We start from the raw sequence: 12,379 nt of genomic DNA, 5'->3' as shown, positions 1-12,379 counted from the left end.
GTCCCCGAGCCCGCGCCGGCCTCCGAGGATCTTGGTGGCAAACGGCCCCCGGAGGGGCCGAAAGCTGCCAAGATCGCCAAGCCGCGACCCGAACCGCGCGACCCGATGGACGACGGCGAGCTGCACGGCGCCCTGGAGGCGATCCTGCTGGTGGTCGACGAGCCGGTCAGCGAGCTGACCCTGGCCCAGGTACTCGACGAGCCGGTGGCCCGGGTGGCTGCCGCGCTCGACGGCATCGCGGCCGGGTACACCGCCGCCGGACACGGCTTCGAGCTGCGCCGGGCCGCCGGGGGCTGGCGCCTGTACACCCGCCCGGAATACGCCAGCCACGTCGAGCGGTTCGTGCTGGACGGGCAGACGGTACGGCTCACCCAGGCCGCGCTGGAGACCCTCGCCGTGATCGCCTACCGGCAGCCGGTGACCCGTTCCCGGGTCTCCGCGGTACGCGGTGTCAACTGTGACGGGACGATCCGTACCCTTGTCACGCGCGGCCTGGTCGAGGAGTGCGGCACCGAACCGGACAGCGGCGCCTTCCTCTACCGGACCACCACCCTGTTCCTGGAGAAGCTCGGGCTCAACTCGCTGGACGAGTTGCCGTCCCTCGCCCCCTTCCTCCCCGACGACGTAGAAGAGCTGACCGATGCGACGCGATGACCGCACCACCCGATCCGCCACCCCCGTCGAGGGCGCCGAACGCCTCCAGAAGGTGCTCGCCGCCGCCGGGGTCGGATCCCGCCGGGCCTGCGAGGACCTGATCTTCCGGCGCCGGGTCACCGTCGACGGCCGGGTCGCCCAGCTCGGCGACAAGGTCGACCCGGCCACCGCGGTGATCCACGTGGACGGGGAGCGGCTGGTCACTGACACCCGGCTGGTCTACCTGGCGATGAACAAGCCCCGGGGGGTCGTCTCGACGATGGCCGACGAGAAGGGTCGTACCGCGTTGGCCGACTTCCTCGACCGGGTCGACGAGCGGGTCTACCACGTCGGACGGCTCGACGCGGACAGCGAGGGGCTGCTGCTGCTCACCAACGACGGCACCCTCGCGCACCGGCTGATGCACCCGTCGTACGGGGTGTCGAAGACCTACCTGTGCGAGGTGGCCGGCCCGTTGCCACGCAACGTGGGCCGGCGGCTGATGGCCGGGGTGGAGCTGGAGGACGGCCCGGCGAAGCTCGACTCGTTCCGGGTGGTGGACACCCTGGGCAAGACCGCCCAGGTCGAGCTGACCCTGCACGAGGGGCGCAAGCACATCGTCCGGCGGATGCTCGACGAGGTCGGCCACCCGGTGTCCCGGCTGATCCGGACCGCGATCGGGCCGATCCGCCTGGGTGACCTGCGGGCCGGGCGGACCCGCCGGCTCACCAACGCCGAGGTCGCTGCGCTGTTCAAGGCGGTCGGTGACTGACCCGTACGGGTCGGGTAATCCTGACGACGGGCTCCCGGGCGGTCGACGGTGGGCCGGTGTGCCGTGCCGGGGTCCGGGTGACGCGTGTCGGCCGGGCCGGAGGCCCCCGAGGCGGTCGGGGCCACGGTCGGGGCGCGGGGCATGATGGACAACGGCAGACGGTGCGGCGAAGGAGGAACGGTGGCGGAAAACGTACGGACCGGGCGGTGTGTGGTCGCAGTGGACGGCCCGTCCGGTTCGGGGAAGTCCACCGTCTCCCGGCGACTGGCCACCCAGCTCGCCGCCCGCTACCTGGACACCGGGGCGATGTACCGGGCGGTCACCTGGGCGGTGCTGCGCTCCGGCGTCGACCTGACCGACCCGGTGGCGGTGACGAAGGTCGCCACCGAGGCGGACCTGGTGATCGGCACCGATCCGGCCGGGTACCCGGTCAGCGTGGACGGCGTCGGTGTCGAGGCGGCGATCCGGGGTCCGGAGGTCACCGGGGCCGTCTCCGCCGTCTCCGCCGTACCGGCCGTCCGGGCCCTGCTGGTCGCCCGGCAGCGTGACATGATCGCCGCAGCCGGTCGGATCGTGGTCGAGGGCCGGGACATCGGCTCCGTGGTCGCCCCCGACGCGGACCTGAAGGTCTATCTGACCGCCTCCGCCGACGCGCGCGCCCGGCGGCGCAGCGCCGAGGACGCCAGTGACGTCACGGCGACCGCCGCGGACCTGGCCCGCCGGGACCGACTGGACTCGACCCGCGCGGCCGACCCGCTGCGGCAGGCGCCGGACGCGGTCGAGCTGGACACCACCGAGCTCGGCATCGACGAGGTCGTCGCCCGGCTGCGGGAACTTCTGAACAGCAAGGGAATCGCATGAGGGAGCGCGGCGCACGGATGCCGACCGACGAGGGCAGGAACACCGACGCCGGCTGGGTCGAGCTGACCGAGCCCGACGCGGAGGCCGAGCAGACCGGGCCGGTACCGGTGGTGGCCGTCGTCGGTCGCCCCAACGTGGGCAAGTCGACGCTGGTCAACCGGATCATCGGCCGCCGGCAGGCGGTCGTCGAGGACGTGCCCGGGGTCACCCGGGACCGGGTCCCGTACGACGCGCAGTGGGCCGGCCGGCAGTTCACCGTGGTGGACACCGGCGGCTGGGAGCCGGACGCCCGGGACCGGGCGGCGGCCATCGCCGCGCAGGCCGAGGCCGCCGTGGCCACCGCCGACGTGGTGCTCTTCGTGGTCGACGCGGTCGTCGGGTCCACCGACGTCGACGAGGCGGCGGTACGCATGCTGCGCCGCAGCGCCAAGCCGGTGCTGCTGGTGGCGAACAAGGCCGACAACGCGGCGGTGGAGGTCGAGGCGACCTCGCTCTGGTCGCTCGGTCTCGGCGAGCCGTACCCGGTCTCCGCCCTGCACGGCCGGGGTTCCGGCGACCTGCTCGACGCGATCCTGGCGGCGTTGCCGGAGGCCCCGGCGATCGTCGAGAACCGGCCGCGCGGCCCGCGGCGCGTCGCCCTGGTCGGCCGCCCCAACGTGGGCAAGTCGAGCCTGCTCAACCGGCTGGCCCGGGAGGAGCGGGCGGTGGTCGACTCGGTCGCCGGGACCACCGTCGACCCGGTGGACAGCCTGGTGCAGATCGGCGGCGAGACCTGGCAACTGGTCGACACCGCCGGCCTGCGCAAGCGGGTCGGCCAGGCCAGCGGCACGGAGTACTACGCGAGCCTGCGGACCGCCGCCGCGATCGAGGCCGCCGAGGTGGCGGTCGTGCTGCTGGACGCCAGCGAGCCGATCAGCGAGCAGGACCAGCGGATCCTGTCGATGGTGACCGAGACCGGCCGGGCGCTGGTGATCGCGTTCAACAAGTGGGACCTGGTCGACGCGGACCGGCGATACTACCTGGACAAGGAGATCGAGCGGGAGCTGCGCCGCATCCCGTGGGCGATCCGGGTGAACGTGTCGGCGAAGACCGGCCGCGCGGTGGACAAGCTCGCCCCGGCGCTGCGGACCGCGCTGGCGAGCTGGGAGACCCGGGTACCCACCGGGCAGCTCAACCAGTGGCTCACCGCCCTGGTGCAGGCCACCCCGCACCCGGTACGCGGGGGACGGGCGCCGAAGATCCTCTTCGCCACCCAGGCGGGTACCTGCCCGCCCCGGTTCGTGCTGTTCACCACCGGCCCGCTCGACGCCGGCTACCAGCGTTTCGTCGAGCGCAAGCTGCGTGAGGAGTTCGGCTTCGAGGGTAGTCCGGTGGAGGTGTCGGTACGCCCCCGTAAGAAGCTCGGGCCCGGTGGGCGGGGCAAGGCGCACGGCTGATCCGGTACGCCCCGACGGCGCCGAGAGGGACCATCCCTCCCGGCGCCGTTCTCGTTTCCTGCCCAAAGCATTCCACCTATCCTCCTAGGATGCTCTAGGCCATGTGCGTGCAAGGACACGGTCGAGGATGCGGGTGGGGCCTGTGCGCACGCCCGGATCGATTGCGCTACGCTGTACCGGCTGCCACGCGGGAGATCGCGCGAGTGGTGGCGGGACGTGGCGCAGTTTGGTAGCGCACTTGACTGGGGGTCAAGGGGTCGTCGGTTCGAATCCGGCCGTCCCGACAAGATGTAACCGCAGGTCAGAAGGCTGATTCGAGAAATCGGATCGGCCTTCTCGGGTTCTTGGGGACCAATGCGGTCAATTCTCACGACTGATCTCTTGTCAAGCCCTTGAATGCCTCGGGGCTCCGGCCCGAACCCCGGCCCTTCTCAGAGCTGCCGGGCGGATCACCTCGCTGGGCACCAGAAGAGCTACCCGACTCCCAGACGGGGTCGACGTCCTTCCGGTGGGGCGCTCCACCTGGTCCCCTCCGGAGAGACTGGACGGTCTGGCGACTGCCCGACGGGGCGAGCCGCTTCCGATCGACGAGCAGTCCTACGCCCATCGGTCTGGATGCAGCGATCCGGCGCAGCGGATCCACCTTGTGAAGCCTCTGGTTGTGGCGTCGTCGTCCTCGTTGGCCGGCAGGATCCCGACCGAGGGGAGGGTGTCTGTCAGGCGAGCGGGACGGTGGTCGCGATGAAGCGGTCGGGGTGCACGATCGTGACTTGCTCTTTTGCAAACCCATCCGTGTGGGCGAAGATGGCGCCGTGTGCGGTCAGCCACGCCCTGGTCTCGGGGTCGAGGGTGCCAGCTCCGCCGCAGATTGCGCCCCACCGGTTGCCTAGCAGCGCGTCGAGGGTGGTGCGCCGGTTGTTGACGACGAGCGGGACGTCGGGCAGCTGCCGGGTGCCGTCGGTGAGGCGTTCTGGCATTGCGGCTGCCTTGGCTGCGCGCGCGCTGAGGCCCGGGAGCAACCCTGCGCTCCGCGCGATCCCACGTAGCGCTGCTGCCGTGAGACGGTTACGGCCGAGCATGACTCGGCCGGTGCGTAGGGCGGTGCGGGTCATCTGCGCCACGGCTGGCCGGCGCTCGCGCTCGTAGCGGTCCACGTCGCCGGGTGCGTCGGCAAGCAGCCAGGACAGGGTCGCGACGTCGCGTAGGCCGGCACCGAGGCCCTGGCCGGTGAACGGCGGCATCGAGTGCGCGGCGTCGCCAGCGAGGAGCACGCGGCCGCGGCGCCATGCCGAGGCCGTACGGGCGTGGAAGGTGAACACTGTGGCCCGCTCGATGCGGAGCGCTGCGGGATCCGTCCATAGCCGGATCAGGTCGCCCGCCCGCGTCACCATGTCGGCCGGGTCCTCGTCAGGCAGCAGCATCCACTCCCACCTCCGGACGCCGGGTCGCTCGAACGTCACCATCGGCCGGGCCGGGTCGAGCACGTAGGAGAAGGTCGGTTCGACCGTCTTGGACTCGTCGGTGCGGGCGTCGATGACCAGCCACGGTTCCGGGTAGCTGACGCCGTCGTAGGAGGCCCCGATCAGGCCCCGCACGGTGCTCGACGCCCCGTCGCAGCCGACGAGCCATGAGGCGGTCAGCGTTGAGCCGTCGTCGAGCGTGACGGCGACGCTGTCGCCGGACTGTTCGAGCGCCGCCACCGACCGGCCGGCGTGCAGGTGCACCGTGGTGATCCGCGTTAGTCGCTTGTGTAGTGCCCGTTCCAGGCAAGGCTGATCGAGCATGACGCCAGCCGGGACGCCGTCCGGGAGGCGAAGCGTCAGCAGCGGGCGATGATCGGGGCCGAGCAGTTGCGAACGGCGCAGCGGTGTCGCCCACTCGTTCCAGCCGTCCAAGCCGTCAATGCGGCGGAGGATCCGCTGCACGTGCGGATCGAGGACCGCCGCCCGCGGGTGGGCATGCGGCCCGGAGCGCGCGTCGGACGCCGGGTCCACGACGACGACGCGGATGCCACGATCGCCGAGCAGTGCGGCGAGCACAGCTCCGACTGGCCCACACCCGGCGATCACCACATCCGCATCCACGGGTCGAACTTCATTGCCAACGCTCATGCGAGACAAGCCTAGGGGTTTTGTCCAAAGCGACAGTTGATCCATGCCCGTCGCATGCCCGTTGGGAGGAGCGACGGCGCGGACAGCGGCGGTCGACTCCTGAGCTTGCCGGCCGGTATGGCGGCGCAGGACGGGCCCGGTCAGTGCCTCGTGACAACAGCTGTGTCCACACTTCCTGAACCGTGTGCTGCGACCGCCAGGTGTGTCGGCACCGGGGGACCAGGTGGGGACCGCACGGGATGCACGATGGTGGCCACATGTCGTCGACTGAACAGACTGGGTCTTGGGGACGGCGTGCCGTGACGTGCGTGGACGTGTGGCGAAGCGCCCTGGGGGTCAAGGGGTCGTCGGTTCGAATCCGGCCGTCCCGACAGACATGAACGCGAGGTGAGGAGTTCGGCAGCGAAAGTTGTTGGACACGGACGACTGGCCGCGGCTGATGTGGCTGCTGTTGCCAGTGCAGCCGAGGCATCGACGACATCACGTAGACACCCCCGGCGCGCGGCCGCTGCCAGCCCACTACGACACGGCGGTTATGGATCGGAACTGCGGTGCAGAGGCCGCGCGACGGTCTGTGAGTGTCGCTATGCGGAGGTTCTCAGGGGCTCGAGGGCGGCCAGGACGAGGTCGAGCCCGAACATGAACTCCTCTGCCGGGTCGTAGCCGGCAGCGACGAGCGCCGCAGCGGACTCGTTGAGGTAGGGGAACTCGTCAGGAGGAAGCTGGGGCAGGAAGACGTCCTCGGCCATGTCCGCGAATTCATCGGCGCTGTCGAACGGCAGGCTGGCTTCCTGCAGGGCGAACCCGTAGACGTAGACGTCGAGCAACCAGTTGGCGTGCGTCGCCATCAGGACCGGGAAGCCGGCCCTCCGCAGGCAGGCGGTGACCGCTTCGCGGTGGCGGAGGTGCGCGGGCCCCGGCGATGTCCGCGACTCCATCAGGCCGATCGCCCACGGATGGCGTGCGAGAACCTGTCGGGCGGACACCGCCCGCCGTCGCATCGCCGACTGCCAGTCGGTCTCCTCGGGCGGGAGCTCGATCTCCTCGAACACGACGTCGATCATTGCGTCCAGCAACTCATCCTTGCTCGCCACGTAATGGTAGAGCGACATCGCTCCCGTGCCGAGCACGCCAGCCAGCCGGCGCATGCTCAGCCCGTTGACCCCCTCGCGGTCGGCGAGCCGGATCGCCTCGACCACCACCCGCTGCTTGCTCAGCCCTGCGTCTGACGTGACCTGGCGTTGCTTCCTCGCAGACACGGGTCTCCTCGCTCCCTCGAACGGCTTGACAATCGTACACCGTACGAGCATAGTACGGTGTACGACGTACGGTGTACGAGTCAGCGAGAGTCGCAGCTCGGACGTGAGGAGGCTCCCGTGGGAAACGAACAGCGATCGAACGCCTCAGCACGCCTGGTGCCAGGGGCCGGTCCGGCCGGGGCGGCGACGATGCGGGCCGCCGTCCAACACCGCTACGGCCTGCCCTCAGTGCTCGAGTCGTCCGAGGTCGGGCTTCCGCTGCCCGGTCGAAACGATGTGCTCGTCCAGGTGGGCGCGGCCTCGGTACATCCTGGCGACTACTTCATCATGACCGGCGAGCCGTACGTGGTGCGCCTGGTGTTCGGGTTCCGCCGGCCGCGTCACGGGATCCCTGGCAGGGACTTCGCCGGGGTGGTGGCAGCGGTCGGGAAGAATGTCACCGCTCTCCGCCCCGGCGACGAGGTGTTCGGCTGGAGCACTGCTGGAGCGCTCGCCGAGTACGCCTGCGTCCCGGCGGACAACCTCGTGTCCATGCCCGCCAACCTGTCGTTCGTGGATGCGGCAGCGGTGCCCACGTCGGCCACGACGGCGTTGCAGGCATTGCGCGACATTGCGAACGTTCGACCGGGCCAGACGGTGCTGGTCACGGGCGCGTCGGGCGGCGTGGGTACCTTCGCCGTGCAGATCGCCAAGGCGTTCGGCGCCGAGGTGACGGGTGTGTGCAGCACCCGCAACGTCGACCTGGTCCGGTCGCTCGGTGCCGACCACGTCGTTGACTACACCAGGACCGACTTCACCCGCACCGAGAAGCGCTACGACGTCATCCTCGACAATGTGGAAGCACAGCCCCTGGCGGCTGTCCGCCGAGCGCTGACGCCCACCGGCACCCTGATCCCCAACAGCGGACACGGCGGTCGATGGCTCGGCCCCCTCGGTCGGATCGCCAAAGCGCGCCTGCTGTCCGGGTTCACCCGTCAGCAGTTGAAGCCCTTCACGTCTGTCGGGAAGCGCCAGGACCTGCTCACCCTGGCCGACCTGCTCACGACCGGGCAGGTCACGCCCGTCATCGACCGCACCTACCCCCTCGACGAAGCAGCCGACGCCCTCCGGTACGTCGCGGCCGGCCACACCCGAGGGAAGGTCGTCGTCACCGTCTGACGACCGGACCGGCGAGCACGACCCACCCCGTGCGTATGCACGCCCAGACCTGCCGCCACTCGGGCGGACGGACCGCTCCTCTCGAAAGAAGAACCGATGAACACCCGAACGACATCCCCGAACCTGCTCGACAACCCGCCGGTCCCCGTGCAGGCCAAGCTCGCCGCCGCATGGGCCAGCTTCATGTTCCTCTACATCTACGTCGACTACTACCACCTCTACAAGCCCGGCACCATCGACGGCATCCGGGCCGGCGTCGTCTTCGAGTTCGACATCAGCCCGGCGTTGATGACCGTGTTCCTCGCGCTGATCGCGATCCCGGCCCTGATGGTGATGCTTTCCATGGCGCTACCCGCCCGGGCGAACCGCAACACGAACCTCGTCGTGGCATCGCTGTACATCCCCGTCACGGTGTTCAACGCGGTAGGGGAGTCCTGGGACTGGGCCTCCTTCTACGGCCTCTCGATCGGAATCGAGGTGCTGCTCCTGGCCTTCATCCTGCGCTCCGCCTGGACCTGGCCGCGCCGCGCCGCATCGCCGGTGACCACCGCAGCCAGCGTGTACCAGGAGCCTCTTCAGACGCAGCATCACGCATGACTCCCTTCCGCGCCCGGGTCGTCTTTCGCCCGGCCCGGCCCAGCGCGGTCATGGTCACCTGCCGTCCTGTGCCTTCGCTTGCAAGGTTTGGGACGTGCAGGTTTGTTGCAAGCCGTGGCGCGACGACACCGCGCTGACCAACCGGCGCTCCGTCGATCTCTCCATCGCAAAAACTGTGGACCGCGCACGAGGATCTCGTGGTCACCGCGGGAAGGCAGGATTCTCGGCGCCGTACCGTCAGGAGATCAGCGGTGGGAATTTGCTGATCTGGTTGGTCGCCCCGTTCCGAGGCTGTTCGATCGCCGCCTGCAAGGTCCATGAGGTGGGGCGAGGTCGTCCGGGGAGGTCCGCGCGTCCGGTGGACCAGAGCAGTACGCGGACCGGGTCGCCTCCCGGGGCGTCGGGGAAGAGACGGGCGAGCACGGCTCCGCACAGAGCGGCCGGCGGGCACCAGGTGATCCCGAGCCCTGTGCTGATGTCGAAGGTGTGCATCAGCGTTTCGTTCACGCCCAACGCGGCGAAGCCGCTCGGGTCGGTCGGTCCCCAGTGCCAGGCACGTGCCGAAGGCTCGGATGCGGCCAGGGCGTTGCTCAGGAGCCGGCCGGACGCCGTGACTGTCCGCAGTAGGTCCCGGGGTGAGGCGTCGTCGCGGACCTTGAGGTCGAACGGTAGGTAGGTGTCGTCCGGGCGCGCGGCGACTTGGCCGGCGTACGCCAGCAGGTCGTGGGCGACGTGGGCGGCTGTCGTCCAGCAACTCCAGTCGAGCGTGCCGGCTCGGCGCCGCCAGTCGGCCGACTCGTGGGGCGTGAGAACCCGTACCATCTCGGCTACCGCTTGTTCGACATCCTGACCGCCCATCGCCTGCATACCGGGCAGTTTCCCAGAGCCGGTCCGACCGCCGGAAACGTCGACACCGGCGTCCCGGGTGAGGCGACGGCCGATCGGAATGAGGCTCCCGGACGGGAGCCTCACCGGTGTCGTGGGTCAGCGGAAGGACAGCGTCGCCTGGTCGATGGTGGTGGTGCTGGGGCAGAGGAAGCCGGAGACGCGGCTGGCGGTGTAGGGGCCGCCGACGTAGTCCCGGGTGGTGCCCTGGCGGGTGAAGACGGGGTTGGTCACCCGGTACCGGCAGTTGAGCCCGAGGATGGAGACGGTCACGTCCACGGCGTCGCCGGTGGCGGTGCCGTTCGTGTCGTTGAACGACACGACGGGGCTGTTGTTGAGGGTGACGGCCGTACCGCCGCACTGCAGGTTGCCGCCCGGCGGGTTGATGCTGGCGCGGTCGATGGTCAGGGTGCTGGGCGGGTTGGCGCTGGTCCGGCCGTTGGTCCAGCTGCAGACCGCGCTGCCGGCGGTGATGCTGCCGTCGACGGCGTTGGTGGCCGCGTAGGCGGGCTGTGCTCCGATGAGGACGACGGCCAGCGCAGAGAGTCCGATCAGCTTGCGGTGTCGCATGACTTGCTCTCCTTCTGAGTGGACAGTAGCCGGGACATGTCGCAGCTGTTAACAAAATTAGATTAAGTGTCAAACATCGATGCGTCAAGAGATCGATCACCCTTGCTGACCAGGACTTTCGCGGTGGATGGAGCTGGCGGAATTGACCTTCTGGGAAGGGGTCGGGTGGCTGGTTGTGGGGTGCCGCCCCTATCTCAACGCAGATACGTCGATAAATATTGACAGTTGATGTTGCGCTGTTCAGAGTGATCGGCACCATTCCCACTCCGTAGGGGAGCATCGATGTTCCGACGTGCGCTGCGGATCGCTGCCGCGCTGCTGCTCACCGCGACCGCGAGTCTGGTCGCCATCACGACGGTCGCCACCCCGGCGCAGGCCGACACCTGTTACACCTGGCCCCGTTACCTGCACGCCGGAATGGCCGGCGACGACGTGCGGCAGTTGCAGATCCGGATCTCCGGATACCCCGCGTACGGCGAGGTCCTGGCGCTCGACGGCTCGTACGGGCCGGCGACCGAGGCGGCGGTGCGGCGGTTCCAGCAGGCGTACGGACTCACCGTCGACGGCAAGGCCGGTCCGCAGACGCTCGGTAAGATCTACGAGCTCCAGGACGGCGACTGCACCCCGGTCAACTTCACCTACGGCGAGATGAACCGCTGCAACTCCGACTGGTCCGGCGGCGCGGTCTCCGCCTCGACGGCGAAGTTCAACGCGCTGGTCGTGATGTGGAAACTCCAGGCGATGCGGCACGCGCTCGGCGGCGTGTCGATCAACATCTCCAGTGGGTTCCGGAGCTATGCCTGCAACAGCGCGGTCGGCGGCTCGTCGTCGAGCAAGCACCTCTACGGACTGGCCGCCGACCTCGTCGGGAGTCCGTCCCTGTGCACGTTGGCGAAGCGGTCCCGTTACCACGGGTTCAATCTGATCCTCGGGCCCGGCTACCCCGACCACAACGACCACGTCCACGTCGCCAACCAGACGAACCTGTACTGGGAGGCACCGACCTGCGGGGTCTGACCCGGGCGGCCGGGACGGTTCTTCCGGCTTGCCCGATCCGTCGCCGCGACCAGCGGATCGGGACCGCAGGCTGCAAGGAAGCTTGCCGCCTGCGGTGATCGGCAGGGCACGCAATGTCACCATCCAGGAATGGTTGATGGTACGGAGATCCGGCGTGCGGCCGAGGCCCGGGCCGCGCTCATGACGGCCCGGCTGCGGAAACTGGTGACGTGCGAGTCGCCGCCGGGGGCGGTCCACGAGCTGACCTCCTGCGCCGACCTGCTGGACGCCTGGGGCAGTGAGGTGCTGGGCCGACCGGCCCGCCGGGTCGTCGTGGACGGCCTGCCCCACCTGTACTGGCCGGCGGCGGACCAGCGGATCCTGCTGCTCGGCCACTACGACACGGTCTGGCCGGCCGGCACGGTACGGGACTGGCCGTTCTCGGTGGACGGTGCGATCGCCACCGGGCCGGGTGTCTGCGACATGAAGGCCGGGATCGTGCAGATGCTCACCGCGTTGGAGCTGCTGCCGGACACCTCACGGATCGGACTGTTGCTCACCTGCGACGAGGAGAGCGGTTCGGTGACCTCGCGTCCGCTGATCGAGCGGGAGGCCAGCCGGTCGGGCACGGTGCTGGTCGGGGAGCCGAGTACCGAGGCGGGGGAGTTGAAGGTCGCGCGTAAGGGCGGCTCGGTCTACCGGGTCACCGTGCACGGGCGGGCGGCGCACGCCGGGGTGGAACCGCACCGGGGGGTCAACGCGGGGATCGAGCTGGCGCAGCAGATCCTCGCGGTGCGGGAGTTCGCCGCCGGGGAGACCAGCGTGACGCCGACGGTGCTGTCGGCGGGCACGATGACGAACGTCGTACCCGAGTCGGCGACGTTCTGTGTGGACGTGCGGGCCTGGAGCGGGGAGGAACTGCACCGGGTGGACCGGTTGGTCCGGGCGCTGGCTCCCCGCCTGCCCGGTGCCCGGTTGACCGTCGGGGGCGGCATCAACCGGTACCCGTTGCCCGCCGCCGTGGCGGTGCCGGTGCTGGAGGTGGCGCAGGCGGTGGCGGCGGAGCTGGGTTTGCCGACGGTGTCGGGGGTGTCCGCGCCG

Annotated in this window: 12 protein-coding genes and 1 tRNA gene; 9 read left to right on the top strand and 4 right to left on the bottom strand. The window is 70.0% G+C overall.

What is annotated here, in order from left to right:
• From scpB to GSF22_RS22405, 5 genes are all read left to right on the top strand, one after another.
• Positions 1-654, top strand: a 654-nt coding sequence (gene scpB / locus GSF22_RS22425; protein WP_208815706.1) for an SMC-Scp complex subunit ScpB, incomplete at its 5' end; no start/stop codon positions are given.
• The gene (locus GSF22_RS22420) at positions 641-1,405 is read left to right on the top strand and encodes a pseudouridine synthase (protein WP_208815705.1); all 765 of its coding nucleotides are present in this window, start codon (positions 641-643) and stop codon (positions 1,403-1,405) included. The genes scpB and GSF22_RS22420, both read left to right, overlap by 14 nt.
• Positions 1,406-1,585: 180 nt before the next feature.
• Positions 1,586-2,266 (top strand): (d)CMP kinase, encoded by a 681-nt coding sequence (gene cmk, locus GSF22_RS22415; RefSeq protein ID WP_208815704.1) that lies wholly within the window; start codon positions 1,586-1,588, stop codon positions 2,264-2,266.
• 17 nt (positions 2,267-2,283) lie between these two features.
• The gene (der, locus tag GSF22_RS22410; protein WP_208815703.1) at positions 2,284-3,702 is read left to right on the top strand and encodes a ribosome biogenesis GTPase Der; all 1,419 of its coding nucleotides are present in this window, start codon (positions 2,284-2,286) and stop codon (positions 3,700-3,702) included.
• A gap of 210 nt (positions 3,703-3,912) precedes the next feature.
• A tRNA-Pro gene (locus GSF22_RS22405) sits at positions 3,913-3,986 on the top strand.
• A 432-nt stretch (positions 3,987-4,418) separates the two neighbouring features.
• Here GSF22_RS22405 and GSF22_RS22400 read toward each other — a convergent pair.
• Both GSF22_RS22400 and GSF22_RS22395 read right to left on the bottom strand, forming a co-directional pair.
• The gene (locus GSF22_RS22400; protein ID WP_208815702.1) at positions 4,419-5,813 is read right to left on the bottom strand and encodes an FAD-dependent monooxygenase; all 1,395 of its coding nucleotides are present in this window, start codon (positions 5,811-5,813) and stop codon (positions 4,419-4,421) included.
• 584 nt (positions 5,814-6,397) lie between these two features.
• Complete coding sequence (locus tag GSF22_RS22395; protein ID WP_208815701.1) at positions 6,398-7,072, bottom strand: TetR/AcrR family transcriptional regulator; 675 nt, start codon at positions 7,070-7,072, stop codon at positions 6,398-6,400.
• Positions 7,073-7,261: 189 nt separating this feature from the next.
• Here GSF22_RS22395 and GSF22_RS22390 point away from each other — a divergent pair, with 189 nt between their 5' ends.
• Both GSF22_RS22390 and GSF22_RS22385 read left to right on the top strand, forming a co-directional pair.
• Positions 7,262-8,230 carry an NAD(P)-dependent alcohol dehydrogenase gene (locus GSF22_RS22390; protein WP_208815708.1) on the top strand — a complete coding sequence of 323 codons (969 nt, stop codon included), beginning with the start codon at positions 7,262-7,264 and terminating at the stop codon, positions 8,228-8,230.
• 96 nt (positions 8,231-8,326) lie between these two features.
• Entirely contained in the window at positions 8,327-8,827 is a 501-nt protein-coding gene (locus tag GSF22_RS22385; RefSeq protein ID WP_244368180.1) for a DUF6326 family protein, read from the top strand.
• 237 nt (positions 8,828-9,064) lie between these two features.
• Here GSF22_RS22385 and GSF22_RS22380 read toward each other — a convergent pair whose 3' ends face one another.
• Positions 9,065-9,685 carry a maleylpyruvate isomerase N-terminal domain-containing protein gene (locus GSF22_RS22380; protein WP_208815707.1) on the bottom strand — a complete coding sequence of 207 codons (621 nt, stop codon included), beginning with the start codon at positions 9,683-9,685 and terminating at the stop codon, positions 9,065-9,067.
• 126 nt (positions 9,686-9,811) lie between these two features.
• A complete protein-coding gene (locus GSF22_RS22375) occupies positions 9,812-10,282 on the bottom strand; it encodes a hypothetical protein (RefSeq protein ID WP_208815700.1) in 471 nt (156 codons plus the stop codon).
• A 282-nt stretch (positions 10,283-10,564) separates the two neighbouring features.
• On the opposite strand from GSF22_RS22375, the gene GSF22_RS22370 reads away from it, so the two are divergent.
• Both GSF22_RS22370 and GSF22_RS22365 read left to right on the top strand, forming a co-directional pair.
• The gene (locus GSF22_RS22370) at positions 10,565-11,299 is read left to right on the top strand and encodes a D-Ala-D-Ala carboxypeptidase family metallohydrolase (protein WP_208815699.1); all 735 of its coding nucleotides are present in this window, start codon (positions 10,565-10,567) and stop codon (positions 11,297-11,299) included.
• 129 nt (positions 11,300-11,428) lie between these two features.
• Positions 11,429-12,379, top strand: a 951-nt coding sequence (locus GSF22_RS22365; RefSeq protein ID WP_208815698.1) for a M20/M25/M40 family metallo-hydrolase, incomplete at its 3' end; no start/stop codon positions are given.

It is taken from the genome of Micromonospora echinofusca (assembly GCF_017614955.1).
In the GTDB taxonomy this organism is placed as follows: Bacteria; Actinomycetota; Actinomycetes; order Mycobacteriales; family Micromonosporaceae; genus Micromonospora; species Micromonospora echinofusca_A.
The sequence above is the reverse complement of the archived record's forward strand: the minus strand, read 5'-3'. Positions and strand labels throughout refer to the sequence as shown.